The organism is Agrobacterium sp. 16-2014-1-2a (genome assembly GCF_053522705.1).
In genome coordinates, this window is record NZ_JBNWBX010000004.1 from 263,858 (window position 1) to 285,120 (window position 21,263).

Annotated in this window: 18 protein-coding genes; 15 read left to right on the top strand and 3 right to left on the bottom strand. The window is 59.7% G+C overall.

Annotated elements, in window-relative coordinates; translation table 11 throughout:
- Positions 1-122: 122 nt before the first annotated feature.
- A complete protein-coding gene (locus ACQZ45_RS15380; protein WP_112175604.1) occupies positions 123-1,613 on the bottom strand; it encodes an amidohydrolase family protein in 1,491 nt (496 codons plus the stop codon).
- 168 nt (positions 1,614-1,781) lie between these two features.
- On the opposite strand from ACQZ45_RS15380, the gene ACQZ45_RS15385 reads away from it, so the two are divergent.
- The 7 genes from ACQZ45_RS15385 to ACQZ45_RS15415 all read left to right on the top strand — a co-directional run bounded on the left by ACQZ45_RS15385 (position 1,782) and on the right by ACQZ45_RS15415 (position 10,131).
- The gene (locus tag ACQZ45_RS15385) at positions 1,782-3,347 is read left to right on the top strand and encodes an ABC transporter substrate-binding protein (RefSeq protein WP_112493222.1); all 1,566 of its coding nucleotides are present in this window, start codon (positions 1,782-1,784) and stop codon (positions 3,345-3,347) included.
- Between the two features lie 171 nt (positions 3,348-3,518).
- Positions 3,519-4,487 carry an ABC transporter permease gene (locus ACQZ45_RS15390; RefSeq protein WP_004431345.1) on the top strand — a complete coding sequence of 323 codons (969 nt, stop codon included), beginning with the start codon at positions 3,519-3,521 and terminating at the stop codon, positions 4,485-4,487.
- An 18-nt stretch (positions 4,488-4,505) separates the two neighbouring features.
- Positions 4,506-5,456: an ABC transporter permease gene (locus ACQZ45_RS15395; protein ID WP_448742344.1), complete on the top strand. Its 951-nt coding sequence runs from the start codon at positions 4,506-4,508 to the stop codon at positions 5,454-5,456.
- Between the two features lie 5 nt (positions 5,457-5,461).
- The gene (locus tag ACQZ45_RS15400; RefSeq protein WP_065705609.1) at positions 5,462-6,655 is read left to right on the top strand and encodes an amidohydrolase family protein; all 1,194 of its coding nucleotides are present in this window, start codon (positions 5,462-5,464) and stop codon (positions 6,653-6,655) included.
- A complete protein-coding gene (locus tag ACQZ45_RS15405) occupies positions 6,655-8,148 on the top strand; it encodes an amidohydrolase family protein (protein ID WP_065705607.1) in 1,494 nt (497 codons plus the stop codon). Before ACQZ45_RS15400 ends, ACQZ45_RS15405 begins: the two co-directional genes overlap by 1 nt.
- Entirely contained in the window at positions 8,141-9,124 is a 984-nt protein-coding gene (locus ACQZ45_RS15410; RefSeq protein WP_065705605.1) for an ABC transporter ATP-binding protein, read from the top strand. Before ACQZ45_RS15405 ends, ACQZ45_RS15410 begins: the two co-directional genes overlap by 8 nt.
- Positions 9,121-10,131, top strand: a complete 1,011-nt coding sequence (locus tag ACQZ45_RS15415; RefSeq protein WP_065705603.1) for an ABC transporter ATP-binding protein — start codon at positions 9,121-9,123, stop codon at positions 10,129-10,131. The genes ACQZ45_RS15410 and ACQZ45_RS15415 overlap by 4 nt, the downstream gene beginning before the upstream one ends.
- An 8-nt stretch (positions 10,132-10,139) precedes the next feature.
- Here the strand turns inward: ACQZ45_RS15415 and ACQZ45_RS15420 are convergent, their stop codons facing one another.
- Positions 10,140-10,817: a GntR family transcriptional regulator gene (locus ACQZ45_RS15420; protein WP_065705601.1), complete on the bottom strand. Its 678-nt coding sequence runs from the start codon at positions 10,815-10,817 to the stop codon at positions 10,140-10,142.
- A gap of 129 nt (positions 10,818-10,946) precedes the next feature.
- On the opposite strand from ACQZ45_RS15420, the gene ACQZ45_RS15425 reads away from it, so the two are divergent.
- From ACQZ45_RS15425 to ACQZ45_RS15460, 8 genes are all read left to right on the top strand, one after another.
- Positions 10,947-11,576 (top strand): flavin reductase family protein, encoded by a 630-nt coding sequence (locus ACQZ45_RS15425; RefSeq protein WP_004431356.1) that lies wholly within the window; start codon positions 10,947-10,949, stop codon positions 11,574-11,576.
- Between the two features lie 22 nt (positions 11,577-11,598).
- Positions 11,599-12,315, top strand: a complete 717-nt coding sequence (locus ACQZ45_RS15430) for an aspartate/glutamate racemase family protein (protein WP_065661919.1) — start codon at positions 11,599-11,601, stop codon at positions 12,313-12,315.
- Positions 12,316-12,430: 115 nt separating this feature from the next.
- Positions 12,431-13,366, top strand: coding sequence for a LysR family transcriptional regulator (locus ACQZ45_RS15435; RefSeq protein WP_004431358.1), 936 nt, complete (start codon positions 12,431-12,433; stop codon positions 13,364-13,366).
- Positions 13,367-13,478: 112 nt separating this feature from the next.
- A complete protein-coding gene (locus tag ACQZ45_RS15440; protein ID WP_448742345.1) occupies positions 13,479-13,958 on the top strand; it encodes a formate dehydrogenase subunit gamma in 480 nt (159 codons plus the stop codon).
- Positions 13,955-15,511, top strand: coding sequence for a formate dehydrogenase beta subunit (locus ACQZ45_RS15445; protein WP_448742346.1), 1,557 nt, complete (start codon positions 13,955-13,957; stop codon positions 15,509-15,511). Before ACQZ45_RS15440 ends, ACQZ45_RS15445 begins: the two co-directional genes overlap by 4 nt.
- Positions 15,512-15,515: 4 nt before the next feature.
- Positions 15,516-18,398, top strand: a complete 2,883-nt coding sequence (gene fdhF, locus ACQZ45_RS15450) for a formate dehydrogenase subunit alpha (protein WP_065705596.1) — start codon at positions 15,516-15,518, stop codon at positions 18,396-18,398.
- Positions 18,399-18,469: 71 nt separating this feature from the next.
- A complete protein-coding gene (locus ACQZ45_RS15455) occupies positions 18,470-18,808 on the top strand; it encodes a formate dehydrogenase subunit delta (RefSeq protein WP_019566726.1) in 339 nt (112 codons plus the stop codon).
- A gap of 132 nt (positions 18,809-18,940) precedes the next feature.
- Complete coding sequence (locus ACQZ45_RS15460; protein WP_448742347.1) at positions 18,941-20,593, top strand: OFA family MFS transporter; 1,653 nt, start codon at positions 18,941-18,943, stop codon at positions 20,591-20,593.
- Between the two features lie 53 nt (positions 20,594-20,646).
- Here ACQZ45_RS15460 and ACQZ45_RS15465 read toward each other — a convergent pair whose 3' ends face one another.
- Positions 20,647-21,099, bottom strand: a complete 453-nt coding sequence (locus ACQZ45_RS15465) for a GNAT family N-acetyltransferase (RefSeq protein WP_065661923.1) — start codon at positions 21,097-21,099, stop codon at positions 20,647-20,649.
- Between the last annotated feature and the right edge of the window lie 164 nt (positions 21,100-21,263).

Sequence of the window (21,263 nt, forward strand, 5' to 3'; positions counted from 1 at the left end):
CCAGGCCGGGGAGATTTTGTTTTGAGAAAGGTTCCGGCAGATTTTTGTCAACAATGTCGTTGCGGGCATCTGCGGGCGGGTCGCTGGGTTGGCGGGTTGCCGGTCCTGGAGATCAGGTTGCGCTATCGCTCGCCAGGCATTGGTACCGGCGGCTGGGGAGGGTGCACTGGCTCTTCGAAGGTTCGCAGCAAACGTCCCCAGCCCGGATCATGCATATGCGCTTCAAGACCCGCGCGGGCGGCGAGTGCCAGTGCCTCTTCCTGTCCAAAGGAGAGAGCCGCATCGACGTCGGTCGTCAGAACACGGCCGTTTTCCATCAGCATCTTGCCATCGACGAAAACGGTGTCGACATCGCTTCCCAGAACCTGATGCACGAGACGGTGCACCGGCATCCACATCGGCATTAGATGTGGCTTGCGCATGTCGATGATGACGACATCGGCCTTTTTGCCAATTTCGAGCGAACCGATTTCATCTTCCATGCCGATGGCATGGGCGGCGTCGATGGTAATCATTTCGAATATCTTGCCCGGCGGCAAAAGGTAGCGATCGTGATTGTGCAGCAGGTGCTGCGTGAATTGCGCCAGACGGGCGGTCTGGAGCATATCGAAGTGACGGCTGGGTGCCGCGCCGTCGGTGGTGATGGCGACTCGAATCCCCTTGGACATCATTTCCATGATCGGAGTTGAGCGGCCCGGCGGGGCGTGGGTAACGCGCGTGCCGGTTTCCGCCAGAATGTCGATTTCTTCATGCGAGATGCCCCAGCAGTGCTGGAGGTGGATATCCGGGCCGAGAAGCGCATTTTCCTTATCCTGAAACGCCATGCGGATTTGTCCCGCAAATGCATCCGAATGCAGCCTGACGCCCATTTTCCGGGCCGTCTCGCGTATTCGGCGTGCCTGCATGCGGTCGTTTTCCGTCAGTTTCACCGCCTGGTCGGGGCTTGAAGCGTTGGAGGGTTCCACCGAGGGAACGATGGTAAAGGGCGTCAGAAAAACACTGATGCGTCCGTCTGCCGTTCCGTTAAGGGCGTCGATCGTGGCTTCGCTGCCTTCGATCATTTCCTCGAAGCTTACATTGCGGCGCTCCGGAGAGCCGCTTTCCCATCGGGTCACCGGGTGCGGCCAGGGCAGGCCGGAAGGTCCAACGCAGATGATTTCACGAAGCCCGATCTCGTCATAAGCGCGGGCGTGGTTGATGGCAAAGACGGGGTCGTCGGCGCGTGGCATCGAGGTGATGATGCTGGCACCTGTCGTCACGCCGGCGCGAAGCCGCTCGATGCCGGAGACCAGGCCGTCCGCATACCAGTAATCGCGTGTGACGTAGTGATAGTAGGTCGGCGTCACGACCTTCATCCACATGGCGTTGGTGTCGGCCGCAATGCTGCGGATCAGCGCGTGCCCTGCATGGCCATGGGCGTCAATGAGGCCGGGAATGATGAGTTTTCCCCGGCAATCTATGATCTGCTTGTCGGTGTGACGTGGCGCCAGTTCCGCTGCTGTACCGATGTCGACAATACGGTCGCCCTGAATGGCAAGGCCACAATCCTCGATGATGCGTCTTTCACGATCCACCGTCACCATCGTGCCGTGCAGCAGCAGAAAATTTCCCATTTCGTCCTCTCCCCCATTGAAGTGCAGCTTGTATCCAGAACCTCGCGATTTTGGATACGATAATTGTCAACAATATTATTGACAATACGGCTGTGCGAAACAATACTCCGCCTTGCCCGGCCGGTAGGTCTGCCGGCTATCCAATGATTTATAAAAAGGGGGGATCAAATGTCCCGAATTAGAAGTTTCGTTCTGGCCGCCATGGCTGCCGCCGCCATTGCCGTTCCCGCACACGCAGAAACCTTGCGTTGGGGCGGCCGCGCGGATCTTTACTCGCTTGATCCGTATTCGGTGCCTTCCACCTCCAACCTCGCCTTTCTCAATCATATCTATGAAGGGCTGGTGCGTTACGGGCCGGACTTCAAGATTGAGCCGGCGCTTGCGACGGAGTGGAAACTTGTTGATGAAAAAACATGGCGTTTCACCCTGCGCAAAGGCGTGAAGTTCCACGACGGTGCTGAGTTTACCGCTGACGATGTCGTTACATCTTTCACGCGCGCTTCGGATGCCACCTCGCCATTGCGCGGCAATATTCCGGTTTTTGCGGGCGTGAAGAAGGTCGATGATTACACCGTCGATCTGAACGTCACCGCGCCCACCTCGCTTTTCCTCAACGACATCACCAATATCTTCATCTTCAACGCCAAGTGGTTGAAAGATAACAACAGCGAAAAGCCGACCGACTTCGCTTCCAAGGTCGATGGCTACACGACGATGCATACCAACGGCACCGGCCCGTTCAAGCTTGAGAGCCGCGTTCCCGATAGCAAAACGGTTCTTGTCGCGAACGATTCCTGGTGGGATCAGAAAAAACACAATCTCGATCGCATCGAATTCGTGCCGATTGCCTCGGCCGCAACCCGCGTTGCAGCTTTGCTCTCCGGCGAAATCGACCTGATCGATTCCGCGCCGATCCAGGATCTGCCGCGTCTGGAATCCTCGCCCAACATCACGGTGAAGAAGCGCACCGAGCTGCGCACGCTGTTCATCGGCTTCAATCGCCGCGAAAAGCTGGAAGACGGCAAGCCTAACCCGTTCAACGATCTTCGCGTTCGCCAGGCATTCGAGGCCTCGATCGATCGTGATCTCATCAACAAGAAGGTCATGCGCGATCTTGCAAGACCATCCGGCTCGCTTATTGCGCCTGAGATTGCGGGTTACGCCAAGTCGCTTGATACCTATCAGCCTGCCGATCCGGCAAAGGCGCAGAAGCTGCTTGCCGATGCGGGGATGAAGAACCTTGCATTCACCTATACCTGCATGAATGACGAAAGCATCAACGAGGAAGACATCTGCTCCGGCGTTGCCAACATGCTCAAGCGCGGCGGTTTCCAGCCGACAATCGACATCGCCCCGCGTTCGGTACAATCTCCCAAGCGCAATGGTGGCAAGGCCGATGTCTTCAACCTTAGCTGGGCGAACGAGCCCACGCTCGATGCCTTCTCGTTCCTGTCGCAGATCCTGTCGACCCGCAAGGGCGCGATGGGCGTATCCAACTATGGCGGCTGGTCTAACCCCGAGATCGACAAGCTGGTGGATCAGGCAGCACACGAGCAGGACAATACCAAGCGTCTCGCGCTTGAAGAAGCTGCATTGAAAATCGCCAAGGACGAGACGATGCTTGTTCCGCTGCACCAGCAGCCCATCGCCTGGGCCATGCTCGGAAAGGTCAAGAGCGTTGATTTCCGCGCCGACAACAAGCCGCGCCACTGGCTGACGCAGGTCGGCAAGTAATCCGGACTATCAGGGAGGCATTGGGCATTTCGCTGAATGCCTCCCTGAATGCTCCGCTGCCGGTGCAATTGTTGACAATGTTACGGGCGCATGCGGCCCGTACCCCGTCTCTTGCAAAAATGGGCAAACCTGCCTGCCTTTTGGCCACGGGTTTGCATCCGAGAGGTTACAATGCTGGTTTTCATCATCAAGCGTATGGGAAATGCCATTCTGGTCATGCTTTCCGTCGCGCTTATTGCATTTCTCATTTTCAGGCTTGCCGGAGACCCCGTCGAGCTGATGGTGGGGGAGCAGACATCGCAGGAAGATCGCGCCGCGTTGCGTGAGCGTCTTGGTCTTAACGACAGTCTGCCAACGCAATATCTGCGGTTTGTCAAAGATGCCGCTCAGGGCAATTTCGGCGTTTCCTATCGCAACGGCCAGCAGGTGCTGCCGCTGATCGCGGAGCGGTTTCCAGCCACGCTGGAACTGGTTCTGGTGGCCACGATCATATCGCTTGTCGTCGGCTTGCCGCTCGGGGTGCTGACGGCGATCAGGCGCGGAAAGTGGTATACGGAGGGCCTGCAATTCCTGTCGATTGTCGGCGTCTCGCTGCCAAGCTTCGTTGTCGGCATTCTGCTTATTCTTGTCTTTTCGGTCAGCCTCGGCTGGGCGCCGGCCTTTGGTCGCGGTGATGTCGTGCAGCTCGGCTGGTGGTCCACCGGCCTGCTCACCTCATCGGGACGTGCCGCACTCATTCTGCCTGCCATCGCGCTCTCGCTTTACCAGATCACGCTCGTCATGCGTCTGGTCCGCGCTGAGATGCTGGAGGTGCTGCGGTCCGATTTCGTGAAGTTCGCCCGTGCACGCGGCATTCCCCGCTGGCGCATATATTTCCGCCATGCGCTGCGCAACTGTCTTATGCCTGTTGTGACGCTGACGACGATGAATGTCGGTTCGCTCATCGCTTTTGCGCTCATCACCGAGACGGTGTTTCAGTGGCCGGGCATGGGCATGCTGTTCATACAGGCGGTGACGTTTCTCGATATCCCCGTCATGGCGGCCTATCTCTGCATCATTTCCTTCATCTTCGTTGTCCTCAACACGTTCGTCGACATTGCATATGCGGTGATCGATCCGCGTCTGCGCACTGCGCGCTAACCGAAGGGAGCCGGTTTCATGGCCACAGACCTTCCGCAAACGGCAAAAGCTGCCCGCCCGTCGCTCATCAAGCGCATACGCAACAGCGATCTCTACTGCTCGTTCAGCCACAGCAGATCGGCCAAGATCAGCGCGCTGATCCTTGCAGTCCTCATCCTCGCCGCCGTTTTCGCGCCCCTGATCGCACCGCAGAACCCTTATGACGGCGCTTCGCTCGACATGTGGAAGGCCGAACTGCCGCCGGTGTGGCAGGAGGGCGGCGAATGGCCCTTTCTGCTCGGCACGGATACGCAAGGGCGCGATATGCTCTCCGCTATCCTCTACGGCACGCGCATATCGATCGTCATTGGTGTCGCCTCGGTGGCGCTTTCCCTGGTCATCGGCATGACTGCCGGGCTTGTGGCCGGTTATTTTGGCGGTTTTGCCGATAATCTCCTGATGCGCATCGGCGATATCACGCTCTCCATTCCGACAATTCTGGTGGCAATTCTCGTCTCCACGGTCGTCAGACAGATGCTTCCGGACAATCTTCGCGAGGTCGGCGCATCTGCCGTGCTCATTCTCGCCATCGCGCTTTCCGCCTGGGTGCAATATGCGCGCACCGTGCGTGCCCAGGCGATTGTCGAAACCGGCAAGGACTATGTGCAGGCGGCGAAGCTGATCGGCGTTCCCGCGCGCCGCATCATGGCAAACCATATTCTGCCTAATACGCTGACGCCGATCATGGTTGCCGCCACGCTCAACTTCGGCATGGCGATCCTGACTGAAGCGACGTTGTCGTTCCTCGGCATCGGCATGCCACCCAGCCAGCCGTCGCTCGGAACGCTGATCCGCATCGGCAACCAGTTCCTGTTTTCCGGTTCCTGGTGGATCGTGTTGTTTCCTGTTTTCCAGCTCTGCCTGCTCGTCGTCACCGTCAACCTTCTGGGTGACTGGCTGCGCGATGCGCTCAATCCGAAACTGAGGTGAGTTCCATGTACGATCTTCTGCTCCGCAACGTCAGGCCCATGGCGGGCGACACCTGCGATATTCTGGTAAGACAGGGAAAGATTGACGGTTTTGGAAAATTCGAAGCCGAACCCGGCATGGCGGTCGAGGATGGCAACGGCGCAATCGTCGCGCCCGGTCTCATCGATGCACACACCCATCTCGACAAGACGACATGGGGTATGCCCTGGCATGAGAACAACCGTGCCGCCATCCTGCGCGGACGGATCGATTTCGAGCGCGAGAACCGCACCCAGATCGGTATCGATCCGCACCGCCAGTCCATGCGCCACGCCATCGGCCTTGCTGCAAACGGCGGCACGCATATCCGCAGCCATGTGGATATCGATCCGACCCACGGCCTGAAGCTTGTCGAAGGCATATGGGAAACACGTGAGAAGCTGAAAGGCATCATCGACATCGAGGTCGTTGCCTTCCCGCAGTCCGGCGTCATGGTCATGCCCGGCACGGTGGAGTTGCTGGACGAGGCCCTGAAACAGGGATGCGAAGTCCTTGGCGGCATCGATCCCTGCGGCATCGATCGCGATCCCAAAGGCCAGCTCGATATTCTCTTTCAACTCGCGGTCAGGCACGGCGTGCCGATCGACATTCATCTGCATGAGGCTGCCGATCTCGGCGCCTTCACGATGGAGCTGATCTTCGAGCGTATTCGTGCCAATGGCATGGAAGGCAAGGTCGCAATCAGCCACGCCTTTGCGCTGGGCATGAATGATTACATCAGGGTCGGCAAGCTGATCGATGAAATCGCCCGGCTCGATGTGGCGATCCTGACGACGGGCGCGCCCTCGGCAACCGTGCCGTCGATCATGCGGTTGAAGGAAGCCGGCGTTCGCGTTGGCGGCGGTTGTGATGGCATTCGCGATACCTGGGGACCTTGGGGCCAGCCGGATATGCTCGACCGGGCCAAGATCATCGGCATGAAGAACGGCTTGCGCTCGGATATCGAGCTTGCGCATGTCCTCCATGTCGTCTCGCAGGGCGGTGCCGATGTCATGGGCCTCAAGGATTACGGTCTTGAGGTTGGCTGTGCCGCAGACTTCACGCTGCTGACCGGCGAAACATTGGCCCATGCCGTTGTCGATGTCGCGCCGCGGCCGCTGGTCGTAAAGGGCGGACGCGTGACCGCCAGAGGCGGCAAGGCGGTGGTGGAGGCGCCATGATGAGCAATCCGCTACAGTCTATCGCACTCGGTGAACGGCCCTCCGGTCGCACGCTGCTAACCGCAAGCTGGGTGGTCGGTCATAAGGACGGGTCTCACCGGCTGTTGAAAAACGGCGAAGTGGTTTTCGAGAACGGCGAAATCCTTTTTGTCGGCCATGGCTTTCCGGGCGAGGTCGCGCGCCGCGTCGATTTCGGCAATGCCCTGATCAGCCCCGGCCTGATCGACCTCGATGCGCTTTCCGATTTCGATACGACTATTTTGGGGATCGACAATCACCCCGGCTGGGCGAAGGGCCGTGTATGGCCGCGCTCCTATGTCGAGGCCGGTCCTTACGAGATGTATTCCGAGGAGGAGCTTGCCTTCCAGAAACGTTTCGCCTTTGGCCAGCTTCTCCTCAACGGCATCACCACGGCGGCACCCATTGCCTCGCTGTTTTATCGTGAATGGGGAGAAACGGTCGCTGAATTCGAGGCTGCGGCCGATGCTGCCGGCGAACTTGGTCTCCGGGTCTATCTCAGCCCCGCCTTCCGCTCCGGCGGCATGGTGCTGGAAGAGCCGGGGCGCATGGTGCCAGTGTTCGACGAGGAACGAGGTCTTCAGGGGCTGAAGGAAGCGGTGTCGTTCATCGAACGGCAGACCGGAAGGTACGGTGATCTCGTCCGCGGCCTTCTCGCACCTGATCGGGTTGAAACATCGACGCTCACCCTGCTGGAAAGAACCGATGCGGCCGCCCGTGATCTCGGCTGCAAATTCCGGCTGCACATGGCGCAGGGTACCATGGAGGTCGACACGGTTCGCAAGCTGCATGGCTCGACTGCACCGGTGTGGCTCGCCAAGGCAGGCCTGCTTAGCGACCGCCTTATCGCGCCGCACGCCACCAATGCGACGCAGGAAGATCTGGCGCTCTATGCGGAAAATGGCGTGTCCATCGTCCACTGTCCGCTGGTGTCGGCCAGAAGCGGCAGTACGCTGTCGTCCTTCTCCGCGTGCCGGCAGCTTGGAATAAACATTGCGATGGGCACCGATACGGCGCCCGCCGACATGTTGATGAACCTGCTTGTCGGTCTCATAACCTGCCGCATCAACGACGGTGCTCCAGATAAGGTCCGCTCGGCCGATCTGTTCGACGCCGCCACGCTCGGCGGCGCTCGGGCGCTGGGTCGCTCCGATCTCGGGCATCTTTCCAAGGGTGCGCGCGCCGATATCGCGGTCTTCGATCTGGATGACACGGTCATGGCACCGAGCCTCGATCCGATCACGACGATTGTCACTGGCGGTTCGGGCAAAATCACGCGCACCGTGTTTGTCGATGGTCGTCTCTCCATGCGGGAAAGACAGGTCGCGAACATCGACATGGCGAGCGCCCGCATTCAGGCGCAGGCACAGTTCGATGGGCTGATCGCGAAATATCCCGAGCGAAGCTGGGCCAATCCGCCCGTTTCGGAAATCTTCCCCCCGAGCTACCCGGTGGAGGTGAATACCAATGGATAACATGAACCAGTCGGTTATCGATGTCCGCAATTTGAAAGTCGAGTTTCCCGGCCGCCGGGGAACGGTGACGGCACTTTCGGATATCAGCCTTTCCATCCGCCCCGGCGAAATCCTCGGTGTGGTCGGGGAGTCCGGTGCCGGAAAATCCATGACCGGCCTTGCGATACAGGGCCTGCTCGAAAAACCGGGCCGCATCGCGGATGGCGAAATATGGCTTGGGTCGCGTCGTATCGATCAACTCGATGACAGGGCGATGGAAAGCATCCGTGGCCGGGAAATCGGCGCGATCTTTCAGGATCCGCTCACCTCACTCAATCCGCTGTTCACGGTCGGCGCGCAGCTTGTGGAGACGATCCGCCAGCATCTGCCGCTTTCGAAAAGGGACGCAAAGGCACGCGCAGTCCAGCTTTTGCGTGATGTCGGTATTCCATCTCCGGAAGAGCGCGTCGATCACCATCCGCATCAATTCTCCGGTGGTATGCGCCAGCGTGTCGTCATAGCGCTCGCACTTGCGGCGTCGCCGAAACTGATCATCGCCGATGAACCGACGACGGCGCTTGACGTGTCGATCCAGGCGCAGATCATCTCGCTGCTGCGCAAGCTCTGCAAGGAAAAGCAGACGGCTGTCATGCTGGTCACGCATGATATGGGCGTCATTGCCGAGGCAGCCGATCGCGTTGCCGTGCTTTATGCCGGCAGGCTGATAGAGGTGGGGCCGGTCGAACAGGTTCTCCATGCGCCTAGGCACCCCTATACGCAGGGCCTGATGGCCTCCATTCCTTCGCTCGGCGCGCGAGTGGAACGGCTCAACCAGATCGACGGTGCCATGCCGCGTCTCGACGCCATCCCGCCCGGATGCGCCTTCAATCCGCGCTGCGGGTTCTCAGGACCGCGCTGTCTTCGCGAGCGGCCGGAACTGGAAGCGGTGGGTGATGGCGCCAGCGCTTGCTGGATGAATGCAGGAGGTACAGCATGAACACGCCGGTTCAAAGAACACCCGCATTGACGGTCAAGGGCCTCACCAAGACCTTCGATGTCTCTGCCCCCTGGCTTAATCGGGTCATCGAGCGCAAGCCCCGGCAATTCGTCCAGGCCGTAAACGACATCGATTTTACGGTTCCGGCGGGCGGCTGTCTCAGCATCGTGGGGGAAAGCGGCTGCGGCAAGTCCACGGTTGCCCGTCTGGTGACCGGGCTGTTCCGGCCAAGTGCTGGTAATTTCCACTTTGCCAAGGGCCGCAAGGATACACCGCTTTCGGCGCAGATGATCTTTCAGGATCCCTATGCCTCGCTCAATCCGCGCTGGCGGGTGAAGAATATCATTGCCGAACCCATCCGCGAACTGAAACTTCGTGCGACCCGGGCCGAGACCATGGAACGGGTGGAGGAACTGTTGCTGACGGTTGGTCTGTCTGCTTCGGACGGCGAAAAGTTTCCGCATGAATTTTCAGGCGGCCAGCGTCAGCGCATCTCCATTGCCCGCGCTTTGGCAAGTGAGCCCGAGTTTCTGGTCTGTGACGAGCCGACATCGGCACTCGATGTATCGGTGCAGGCGCAGGTGCTGAACCTGATGCGACGCCTTCAGGACGAGTTGGGGCTGACCTATCTGTTCATCAGCCATGACATGAGCGTGGTTCGCCACATGTCGGATCGCATCGCGGTCATGTATCTTGGCCGCATCGTGGAGGAGGGCGACACGGAGGAGCTGTTCGCCCGCCCGCGTCACCCCTATACCCAGCTTCTGCTGCAGACCATTCCCAATATCGACGCGCCGCGCCGTGACCGGGAACTGGTTGCCGGTGAAGTTCCAAGCCCGCTCAAACCGCCATCGGGATGCACGTTTCATCCGCGTTGCCCGCTTGCAACGGCGCGCTGTTCGGCGGAGGTGCCAAAGGTGCGCACGCTTGCCGGCGGCACACGTGTCGCCTGCCATCTGGTGGCGGACGAAGAAGAGCGGGTTGTGAAGGAAAGAGAACTCGTCTGACCGTCGGGTCAGGCGAGTGCGGCGCGCAGATCGTGGGAAAGGTCGCGGATTTCGCTGAGATCGAGTTCCGCTTCCACATGTTCCAGATGGTGGGTCATCAGATGCGTGGCTTTCGCCGGGTCGTTATTGGCAATCGCATCGACGATTTCCGCATGCTCGTCCGGTCCGCAATTGAAGCGGTCGGTGTTGCGGTAAACGGCGGTGATGAGGGAGGAACGAGAAATGAGGTCGCGCATGGTGGTGAACAGGAAATCGGAACCGGCCGTTTCCGCAAGCAGCAGATGGAACCCGCCGGAGAGCTTGATGATATCGGTGGTGATGTTGTGAGCATTGGCCACGCGCTCCTTGGCAACATGGTCGCGAAGCCGTTTCAGATCGGCCTTGGTTGCCGATCTGCACAGACGTTCAACGACACATTGCTCAACGGTGCGACGCACGAAAAACACGTCTCTGGCTTCTTCGACCGATGGTTTCGAAACGAAGGCGCCGCGATTGGGAACGATGGTGACGAGACCGTCGCGCTCCAGAACGGACAGGGCCTGACGGATACGTGCACGGCTGACACTGAAAATTGTCGCCAGTTGTTCTTCCTTCAGCTGCACGCCGGGACGCAGCCGCCGCTCAGCGATGGACAGCCAGACTTTCTCGACAATTTGCTGTGTGGACTGGCCGTTCTGCTCGGTCATTTTGTTCGCTCTCCATTAGGGTTAGAAAAGCGTGATGCCGCCGAAAAAGTCAACTGTTTCAACAGGGTTTTGGTTGCATAATTGTCAACAATATGAAACAATATTGTATACTATAAACGGGACAACGTCATGGAATTCGACTTCACCACGCTTGAGCCACAGAGCCGCTATCGGTTGCTGACGAATTTTATTGGTCCACGGCCGATAGCGCTTGTCACGACCCGCTCGGAAGCGGGCCACAACAATGCAGCGCCGATGAGCTTTTTCAACGTCTTCTCCCATGATCCGCCCATCGTTGTTCTCGGAATCCAGCCGCGTCTGAATGGCGAGGAGAAGGACACGATGGCCAATATTCGCCGCACCGGCGAGTTTGTCGTCAACATGGTCGATATGACTATATCCGAACATATGCTTGTCTGCGGCCTCGGTTTCGACAGCGAGGTCGACGAACTTTCCATGGCGCAGCTGACGCCGACGCCCTGCAACAAGATCGATGCAAGCTTTGCAGCGGAATCGCCCTGCGCCTTCGAGTGCCGGGTGGAGCGTCTGATCGATTATCCGCGCCGGACGCTGGTGCTGGGGGAGGTCGTGCACATGCATGTCCACAGGGACTGCCTCGACAAGGAGGGGCATTATGTCGATCCGGACCGATACCAGCCGATCGCACGCCTCCATGCCGACAATTACATTACCTCGGATCGCCAGTTCGTCTTGAAGGCGCCACCCATTACCGACTTCATCAAGCCAGATGGCAAGTGACAGTCCCGAAAGGCTGACCTGAATGCATATTCGTCTGATCAACCCGAACTCAACCGCCTCGATGACGGCGCAGGCGCTCGAGAGCGCCTTGCGCGTCAGGCAGGCGGATACGAAGATTTCCGCCGCAAATCCTGTCGATACGCCGGTCAGTATCGAAGGCGGGGCCGATGAGGCGCTGGCTGTTCCCGGCATGCTGGAGGAAATCCGCAAGGGCGAGCGGCTGGGCGTCGATGCCTATGTCATTGCCTGCTTTGATGATCCGGGCCTGCATGCGGCGCGCGAAGTCGCGCGTGGTCCCGTGATCGGCATCTGCCAGGCCGGCATTCAGGTGGCGATGACGATCAGCCGCCGCTTTTCCATCATCACAACGCTGCCGCGCTCCATCCCCATTATCGAAGATCTCGTCGATAGCTACGGTGCACAGCGGCATTGCCGCAGGGTTCGTGCCATCAATCTGCCGGTGCTGGGTCTTGATGAGGATCCGCTTGCAGCCGAGGCGATGTTGATCCGTGAAATCGAAGCGGCCAAGAAAGAAGATGCGGCAGAAGCCATCATCCTCGGTTGCGCCGGCATGTCCGCACTGTGCGACAGGCTGCGCGAGGCAACCGGCATCCCTGTCATCGATGGTGTCACGGCCGCCGTCAAGCTGGCCGAAGCCCTGGTGGGCGCGGGTTACGTGACATCCAAGGTCAATGCCTATGATTATCCGCGGGTGAAGGAAACCAAGCTCGTCGCCTGACCAGGAAACGCGGGTGCGGCAAAGCGCCTCCACGGCGTTTGCGACAAAGCCCGCCTCGCTCTAGTGTCTGCTTTCGCGCCGGTCCGCAGAATGGCCGCGCGGGATGGGAGGCAGGATGATCGACAAGCTGGAGTTTTTCATTGCACTTGCGCGCGCGGAGCATTTCGGGCGGGCCGCGGAGGAGTGCGGCATCTCGCAGCCGACGCTGTCTGCGGCCATCCGGCAACTGGAAGATCAGCTCGGTGTCGTGCTCGTCGTGCGCGCGGCCCGATATCAGGGCCTGACGCCGGAGGGGCAGCGGGTGCTCGAATGGGCAAGGCGCATCGTTGCCGATACACGCACGATGCGGGAGGAAATGCGCGCCGCGCGTAAAGGCCTCGCCGGCCACATCCGGCTGGCCGTCATTCCCACCGCTCTCGCCATGGTGCCCAGGCTCACCGAACCCTTTCAGGCGCGTCACCCGGCAGTCACGTTTTCCGTCACCTCCCGCACGTCGTTGCAGGTTCTCAGCCAGATCGAAAATCTCGAAATCGACGCGGGAATCACCTATCTCGACAACGAACCTCTGGGCCGGGTGACGACGGTTCCGCTTTACTCGGAGCGATATCACCTGATTGCGGCTGCAGGCACGCCCCTTGCCGATCAAGAGAGCGTGACCTGGAAGCAGGTTTCTGGTCTTCGGCTTTGCCTATTGACTTCCGACATGCAAAACCGCCGCATTATCAACAAGCACATGGCCGAAGCGGGTGTTGAAGCGAAACCCACGCTCGAATCCAATTCGATGATTGTACTGTTTTCCCATATCCGAACCGGACAATGGGCTTCAATTATGCCGCGTAACATCGCGGAATCGTTTGGTTTTCCAAAGCAGATCCGAATGATCCCGATTGTCGAGCCCGATGCCGAGCATCTTGTCGGCCTCATCGCCACCTATCGTGAACCGCATACGCCACTCGTTTCCGCACTGCTGCATGAGGCCCGATTGCGCGTCGCGGCCTCCGCTTTTGATAGAAATTTCCTATCGACTGACGGAAAGACGATATTGACCTGATCTTGCTCCGCTCGCCATTCTTTCGCCATCAGGCAGCGCGGCGCGCCGGATAAGGATGTGGAGGTCCTCCGGTTCAAACGCCCGCCACCTGTCGGTTTGGGAGGACTGGCTCATGAATATTCGTGCTGTCGCCGCAGATGAGGCGACGCGTGTGCAGGCTATCATTGACGACTGTCTGCATATGGAAGGGCCAATGCTGCCCATCCTGCACAGGGTGCAGGAAGAATTCGGCTATGTGCCTGATAGCGTCAAACAGGTGATCGCCCTGGCCCTCAACGTATCGCGTGCCGAAGTGCATGGTGTTGTGAGCTTCTATCCCGATTTTCGCGACCATCCCGGCGGGCGCCATGTGCTGAAGCTCTGTCGGGCCGAGGCTTGCCAGTCGAGGGGCTGCGAGTCTCTTGCCGACACCATCAAGGGGAGACTTGGTCTCGACTGGCACCAGACGGCAAAGGATGGCTCGGTCACACTCGAGCCGGTCTTTTGTCTCGGGCTCTGCGCCCAGGCACCCGCGCTGATGCTGGATGGCGAGGTTCATGCCAGAGTGGATGAGCACTGTCTTGGCGACATTCTGGCGGAGGTGCGTCGATGAGCGTGACCGTTTTCGTGCCTTGCGATTCCGCAGCACTCGCCGTTGGTGCCGACCGCGTTGCCGAAGCAATCCAGGGTGAGGCCGCGGCCCGCAATCTTGATATTCGCCTTGTCCGCAACGGTTCGCGCGGCCTGCTCTGGCTTGAAGTGCTGGTAGAGGTCGACACCCATCATGGCCGCGTTGCTTATGGTCCGGTCAAAGCTTCTGATGTTTCCGGGCTGTTCGATGCGGATTTTCTTGATGGCGGCGATCATGCGCTCTGTCTTGGGCTGACGGAAGAAATCCCTTTCCTGAAGAATCAGACGCGCCTGACGTTTGCGCGCTGCGGCGTGACCGATCCGCTTTCGCTGGAAGACTACCGTGCCAACAAGGGCATGAAGGGGCTGGAGAGAGCCGTTGCACTCACCCCCTCGGAGATCGTCAAACAGGTCACCGATAGCGGCCTTCGCGGACGGGGTGGCGCCGGTTTTCCGACCGGTATCAAGTGGAAAACCGTGGCGGATGCCACCGCCGGTCAGAAATACATTGTCTGCAATGCGGATGAGGGCGACAGCGGCACCTTTGCTGACCGCATGATCATGGAAGGTGATCCCTTTGTCCTTATCGAGGGCATGGCCATTGCCGGCCTCGCGGTTGGTGCAACGAAGGGCTACATCTACACCCGCTCCGAATATCCCCATGCCGTTAGGACGATGGAAAAAGCCATCGACATTGCCCGGCGAGAAGGGGTTCTCGGCGCGTCTGTGCTGGGTTCGGGTCGCGCGTTCGATCTCGAGGTGCGCATGGGCGCCGGAGCCTATGTATGCGGTGAGGAAACCTCGCTGCTCAACAGTCTCGAAGGCAAGCGCGGCACGGTGCGCGCCAGGCCGCCGCTTCCCGCCCTGCAGGGGCTGTTCGGCAAGCCGACGGTAGTCAACAATGTCATTTCTCTCGCTTCGATCCCTGTGATCATGGATCGCGGCGCGGCGTTCTACCGGGATTTCGGCATTGGTCGTTCGCACGGCACAATCCCGATCCAGCTTGCCGGAAACATCAGACATGGCGGGCTTTACGAGACCGCTTTCGGTCTGCCGCTCGGGCAATTGGTCAACGAGATCGGCGGCGGTACCATTACTGGCCGGCCGGTCAAGGCGGTTCAGGTCGGCGGCCCATTGGGCGCTTATTTCCCGGTGTCGCTGTTTGATACGCTGTTCGACTACGAGGCATTTACCGCCGCAGGCGGCCTGATCGGTCACGCCGGCATCGTCGTCTTTGACGACACCGCCGATATGCTGCGCCAGGCGCGTTTTGCCCTGGAATTCTGTGCCGTCGAAAGTTGTGGAAAGTGTACGCCATGCCGGATCGGTTCGACACGCGGTGTCGAGACGGTCGACAAGATTTCCCTTGGAATAGAAGCAGAGCGAAATACGGCGCTGCTTGAGGATCTCTGCGAAACCATGAAGTTCGGTTCGCTCTGCGCGCTAGGCGGTTTCACGCCTTATCCCGTGATGAGCGCGCTCAGGCACTTCCCGCAGGATTTTGCACCCATCCCACGTGTCGAAGCGGCGGAGTAAGACCATGGCCCTTATATCTGAAATCGACTACGGAACACCAAAATCCACCTCGACAGAGATGGTCACGCTAACGATAGACGGCCGCGAGATCACCGTGCCGGCGGGAACGTCGATCATGCGTGCTTCGAGAGAAGCGGGCATCGATGTTCCCAAACTCTGCGCCACCGATATGGTCGATGCCTTCGGTTCCTGTCGCCTCTGTCTCATCGAGGTGGAGGGCCGCAATGGCACCCCCGCTTCCTGCACCACGCCAGTGGCGGCCGGTCTTGTCGTCCACACCCAGACGGAACGCCTGAAGCAGATCCGCAAGGGCGTGATGGAGCTTTATATCTCCGACCACCCGCTCGACTGTCTCACCTGCGCCGCAAATGGCGACTGTGAATTGCAGGATATGGCCGGCGCCGTCGGCCTGCGTGACGTGCGTTACGGCTATGATGGCGACAACCATGTGAAGGCCCGTGCCGGCGATGGCGACCTCAACGCCAACTGGATGCCCAAGGACGAGAGCAACCCGTATTTCACCTACGATCCGTCAAAGTGCATCGTCTGTTCACGCTGCGTGCGCGCCTGTGAGGAAGTTCAGGGAACGTTCGCGTTGACGATCGAAGGGCGCGGCTTCGAAAGCCGCGTTTCGCCCGGCGCCCACGAGGCATTTCTTGATTCCGAATGCGTTTCCTGCGGCGCCTGCGTGCAGGCCTGTCCGACGGCGACGCTGACTGAAAAATCGGTGATCGACATCGGCCAGCCGGAACATTCGCTGGTCACCACCTGCGCTTATTGCGGTGTCGGCTGCTCGTTCAAGGCGGAAATGCGTGGCGAAGAGCTGGTTCGCATGGTGCCGTGGAAGGACGGTCAGGCAAACCGTGGCCATTCCTGCGTCAAGGGTCGCTTTGCTTATGGTTATGCCAGCCACCGCGACCGTATTCTCAACCCGATGGTCCGCGAAAAGATCAGCGACCCGTGGCGCGAAGTGACGTGGGACGAGGCGTTTGCCCATGTCGCCTCCGAATTCCAGCGCATTCAGGGAACCTATGGCCGCGAATCCATCGGCGGTATCACCTCTTCTCGCTGCACCAATGAAGAGACCTTTCTGGTCCAGAAGCTCATCCGTGCCGGTTTCGGCAACAACAATGTAGATACCTGCGCCCGCGTCTGTCATTCGCCGACGGGGTACGGGTTGGGGCAGGCGTTCGGCACCTCTGCCGGAACGCAGAATTTCGATTCCGTCGAACATTCGGATGTTGTCCTCGTCATCGGCGCCAACCCGACGGACGGGCACCCGGTGTTCGGCTCACGCCTGAAGAAGCGGCTGCGCCAGGGCGCCAAGCTGATCGTCATCGATCCGCGCCGCATCGATCTCGTTCGCACGCCGCATGTGGAGGCGTCGTTCCATTTGCCGCTGAAGCCCGGAACGAATGTTGCGGTGCTGACAGCCCTTGCCCATGTCATCGTTACCGAAGGATTGTTCGACGAGGCCTTCATCCGCGAGCGTTGCGACTGGTCGGAATTCGAGGACTGGGCCGCGTTCGTGGCCGAACCGCAGCATGGCCCGGAGGAAACAGAAAGCTTTACCGGCGTTCCCGCCGATGAGCTGCGCGGTGCCGCCAGGCTGTTTGCCAAGGGCGGCAATGGCGCAATCTATTACGGGCTTGGCGTTACCGAACACAGCCAGGGTTCCACGACCGTCATGGCGATTGCCAATCTTGCCATGGCGACCGGCAACATTGGTCGCCTTGGTGTCGGCGTCAATCCGTTGCGTGGCCAGAACAATGTGCAGGGTTCCTGCGACATGGGTTCCTTCCCGCATGAGCTTCCCGGTTATCGTCATATATCCGACGATGCCACCCGGGAAATATTCGAAAAGCTCTGGGGTGTTACCCTCAACAACGAGCCGGGGCTGCGCATCCCCAACATGCTGGATGCAGCCGTCGATGGTAGTTTCAAGGGCATCTACATTCAGGGCGAAGACATCCTCCAGTCGGACCCGGACACCAAGCATGTTTCAGCCGGTCTTGCCGCTATGGAATGTGTTGTCGTGCACGACCTGTTCCTGAACGAGACGGCAAACTACGCGCATGTCTTCCTGCCGGGTTCCACCTTCCTCGAAAAGGACGGAACCTTCACCAATGCCGAACGCCGCATCAATCGTGTGCGCAAGGTCATGTCGCCGAAAAACGGCTATTCGGATTGGGAGGTCACCCAGAAGCTGGCTCAGGCCATGGGGCTGAACTGGAACTATACGCACCCGTCGCAGATCATGGATGAAATCGCGGCGACGACACCGAGCTTTGCCGGCGTTTCCTATGACTATCTGGAGAGCAGAGGCTCGGTGCAGTGGCCGTGTAACGAAAAATTCCCGGAAGGCTCGCCGATCATGCATGTGGACGGGTTCGTGCGCGGCAAGGGCAAGTTCATCCGCACCGAATATGTGGCGACGGACGAGCGTACCGGCCCGCGCTTTCCGCTGCTGCTCACCACCGGCCGCATTCTGTCGCAGTACAATGTCGGCGCGCAGACACGGCGCACCGAAAACGTCGTCTGGCATGAGGAGGATCGTCTCGAAATCCATCCGCATGATGCCGAACAGCGTGGCGTCAAGGATGGTGACTGGATCAAGCTCGCCAGCCGTTCGGGCGATACTACGCTGCGGGCGCTGATCACCGATCGCGTTGCGCCGGGGGTGGTCTATACCACCTTCCACCATCCGGGCACGCAGGCAAACGTCATCACCACCGACTACTCCGACTGGGCGACGAACTGTCCGGAATACAAGGTCACTGCAGTTCAGGTCTCGCCCTCGAACGGGCCGACCGAATGGCAGGAAGGATATGACGCGCTCAGCCGCCGTTCGCGGCGGATCGCTGGCAAGCTCGAGGCGGCCGAATAATCGGGGCCGGGGCAATCTCGGCCTTTTGAAAACGTGAACGTCGTCCGTCAGGCGGCGCGGGGAAAACAGCCATGTTGCTTAATCACACCGACGAAAAACTGGTGAGAATGGCGAACCAGATCGCGACTTTTTTCCTTTCCCAGCCGGAGGATATCCGCGTTGAGGGGGTCGCCACGCACATTAACAAATTCTGGGAACCCCGTATGCGCAAACGGTTTTTCGAGATGGTTGATGCCGGTGCCGGGGAGTTTTTGCCGCTGGTGCTCGCAGCAGCGCTCAAGATCAAGAGGCCCGGGGTGCCCGCCGCCGATGCGGTCGGGCTTGGCAAGGATGCCACGGGAACGCCGGAGGGCAAGGGCGTTGCTGCGGGCGAGTCCTTGTCCGAACCGAGCATTCCCGAAACCACGTAAAGCCAGGCGGTAACACGCCGCAAACAGGTATTGCCGGATGGGGGACATCCGGCGATCTCGGTAACGCCCGGTCGATGCGGCCAATGCGGGCGTATCATGGTTGTCCAGACATTCACGAGGGAGGTAGTGTCGATGGCAGTAGCAGGCGTATCTGCGGGAGGGCCGGCGCAAGCCGGGATTCTAGACCGCGAACGGATCATAGCAAAACCGGGCTTCAACCGCTGGCTGGTACCGCCGGCGGCTTTGGCCATTCACTTGTGTATCGGCATGGCCTACGGCTTCAGCGTCTTCTGGCTGCCGCTGTCCAAGGCATTGCCGGCAACGGACCCCAGTTGCTCCAGCCTTACCCTTGTCGGGGCGCTGTTCACCACCGAGTGCAACTGGCGTGTGGCCGATCTTGGCTGGATTTACACGCTCTTCTTCGTCCTGCTGGGATGCTCGGCGGCGATCTGGGGCGGTTGGTTGGAAAGGGTCGGGCCGCGCAAGGCCGGCTTCGTTTCCGCCTGCTGCTGGTGCGGCGGCATTCTGGTTGCAGCGCTTGGCGTGATGACGCACCAGCTCTGGCTGATGTGGGTCGGGGCAGGTGTCATCGGCGGCGTTGGTCTTGGTCTCGGTTACATCTCGCCGGTATCGACATTGATCAAATGGTTTCCGGACCGGCGCGGCATGGCAACCGGCATGGCCATCATGGGCTTCGGCGGCGGTGCTATGATCGGCGCACCGCTTGCCAATCTGCTCATGAATACCTTCAAGACGGATACTTCAGTCGGTGTCTGGCAAACTTTCGTCGTCATGGCATTGATCTATTTCGTCTTCATGATGGCGGGTGCCTTCGGTTACCGCATTCCACCGGCGGGCTGGCGTCCGGAAGGCTGGACGGCCCCGGCGGCCAAAAGTGCCATGATCACCAATCGTCACGTTCATCTGCGTGATGCGCACAAGACGAAGCAGTTCTGGCTCATCTGGGCGGTTCTGTGCCTCAACGTGTCAGCGGGTATCGGCGTGATCGGCATGGCATCGCCAATGTTGCAGGAGATTTTCGCGGGTTCGTTGATCGGTCTGCCCGGCGTTGGCTTTGCTGACCTCAATATCGAGCAGAAAGCATCGATCGCCGCCATCGCGGCCGGGTTCACGGGCCTGCTGTCGCTGTTTAACATCGGTGGCCGCTTCTTCTGGGCTTCCATGTCCGACAAAATCGGCCGCAAGAACACTTACTTCTGCTTCTTCGTGCTTGGCATCATTCTTTATGCGCTGGCCCCGACGCTGGCAACGATGGGTTCCAAGGCGTTCTTCGTTCTTGCCCTCGGCATCATCCTGTCGATGTATGGCGGCAGCTTTGCAACCATTCCCGCCTATCTTGCCGACATATTCGGCACGCAGTTCGTCGGCGCGATCCATGGCCGCCTGCTGACGGCATGGGCAACGGCGGGTATCGCCGGGCCTGTTGTCGTCAACTACATCCGCGAAGCACAGATCGCGGCCGGTGTCGCGCCGGGTCCCGCGCTCTATACCAGCACCATGTACATCCTGGCGGGGATGCTCGCGATCGGCCTCGTCGCCAACGCGTTTGTCCGACCGCTGCCGGAGAAATGGTTCATGTCGGATGCGGAGGTTGCGACACTTCAGGCCAAGACTGCAGCCGCCAATGCAGGGCCTACCGGTTCCTTCGGTATCGGCAGGGGTGGTTTGGACGCCAAGGCCGCATTGGCCTGGGCAGCCGTCGGCATACCACTTCTCTGGGGCGTGTGGGTCACGGTCAAAAGCAGCCTTGTGCTGTTTGGCTGATTGCGACAAGCATCAGATCGTCCGGGCAGCCCTGTGGCTGCCCGGATTTGTTTTCAGGCCTTGAGTGACAGGCGGGCATTCTCGAAGGGCAGGCCGTCATCGTCAGTCGACCTGCGCGAGACTTCAAGGAAGCCGAGCGAACGGTAAAACCGCATCGCCTGCTCATTGGCGGTATAGACCTCAAGCGACAATTCACCCTTGAGATCAAGCGCGTGGGCGATGAGCCTGCGCCCGATACCCTTGCCCTGTTGTGCCGGTGCGACGAACAGGCCTCCGATGAAACTGTCGAGCAGGCTGATGAAGCCGACAGGGTCACCGGCCTGCGCCGCGACGAAAGTCTCCGATAGCGGCAGATAGGTATCTTCGATCAGTCTTTGCTGCTCGCGCAAACGCTGCGTGCCGATAAAGGGATGTGCCAGCAGCGAGGCATCGAGCCAGATGCGTGACAGGATTTGCGTATCCGCTGCCGCGTCAAACGGCCGGATGTCGATAGATTTGATATTCATGGAAATTCCGCAGAATTAGACATGCCAAAGGGTCAGCTCCGTTTTCAGAGCCGGCTGAAACCGCGATGGGCGGTCAGATTTTCAACCTCTGCGCATAAATCTCCCTGCTTCGAAACCTGTATTTAACGCTGCTGCGCATCAGGGTCAACAAAGGGAAAGGCGGG

Excerpts from the sequence above, each read along its gene's own strand:
- ACQZ45_RS15405 (WP_065705607.1), top strand. The coding sequence starts at position 6,655 with ATGAGCAATCCGCTACAGTCTATCGCACTCGGTGAACGGCCCTCCGGT.
- ACQZ45_RS15460 (WP_448742347.1), top strand. The coding sequence starts at position 18,941 with ATGGCAGTAGCAGGCGTATCTGCGGGAGGGCCGGCGCAAGCCGGGATT.
- ACQZ45_RS15400 (WP_065705609.1), top strand. The coding sequence starts at position 5,462 with ATGTACGATCTTCTGCTCCGCAACGTCAGGCCCATGGCGGGCGACACC.
- ACQZ45_RS15425 (WP_004431356.1), top strand. The coding sequence starts at position 10,947 with ATGGAATTCGACTTCACCACGCTTGAGCCACAGAGCCGCTATCGGTTG.
- ACQZ45_RS15385 (WP_112493222.1), top strand. The coding sequence starts at position 1,782 with ATGTCCCGAATTAGAAGTTTCGTTCTGGCCGCCATGGCTGCCGCCGCC.
- ACQZ45_RS15420 (WP_065705601.1), bottom strand. The coding sequence starts at position 10,817 with ATGACCGAGCAGAACGGCCAGTCCACACAGCAAATTGTCGAGAAAGTC.
- ACQZ45_RS15395 (WP_448742344.1), top strand. The coding sequence starts at position 4,506 with ATGGCCACAGACCTTCCGCAAACGGCAAAAGCTGCCCGCCCGTCGCTC.
- ACQZ45_RS15390 (WP_004431345.1), top strand. The coding sequence starts at position 3,519 with ATGCTGGTTTTCATCATCAAGCGTATGGGAAATGCCATTCTGGTCATG.
- ACQZ45_RS15465 (WP_065661923.1), bottom strand. The coding sequence starts at position 21,099 with ATGAATATCAAATCTATCGACATCCGGCCGTTTGACGCGGCAGCGGAT.
- ACQZ45_RS15455 (WP_019566726.1), top strand. The coding sequence starts at position 18,470 with ATGTTGCTTAATCACACCGACGAAAAACTGGTGAGAATGGCGAACCAG.
- ACQZ45_RS15430 (WP_065661919.1), top strand. The coding sequence starts at position 11,599 with ATGCATATTCGTCTGATCAACCCGAACTCAACCGCCTCGATGACGGCG.
- ACQZ45_RS15445 (WP_448742346.1), top strand. The coding sequence starts at position 13,955 with ATGAGCGTGACCGTTTTCGTGCCTTGCGATTCCGCAGCACTCGCCGTT.
- fdhF (WP_065705596.1), top strand. The coding sequence starts at position 15,516 with ATGGCCCTTATATCTGAAATCGACTACGGAACACCAAAATCCACCTCG.
- ACQZ45_RS15435 (WP_004431358.1), top strand. The coding sequence starts at position 12,431 with ATGATCGACAAGCTGGAGTTTTTCATTGCACTTGCGCGCGCGGAGCAT.
- ACQZ45_RS15415 (WP_065705603.1), top strand. The coding sequence starts at position 9,121 with ATGAACACGCCGGTTCAAAGAACACCCGCATTGACGGTCAAGGGCCTC.
- ACQZ45_RS15440 (WP_448742345.1), top strand. The coding sequence starts at position 13,479 with ATGAATATTCGTGCTGTCGCCGCAGATGAGGCGACGCGTGTGCAGGCT.
- ACQZ45_RS15410 (WP_065705605.1), top strand. The coding sequence starts at position 8,141 with ATGGATAACATGAACCAGTCGGTTATCGATGTCCGCAATTTGAAAGTC.
- ACQZ45_RS15380 (WP_112175604.1), bottom strand. The coding sequence starts at position 1,613 with ATGGGAAATTTTCTGCTGCTGCACGGCACGATGGTGACGGTGGATCGT.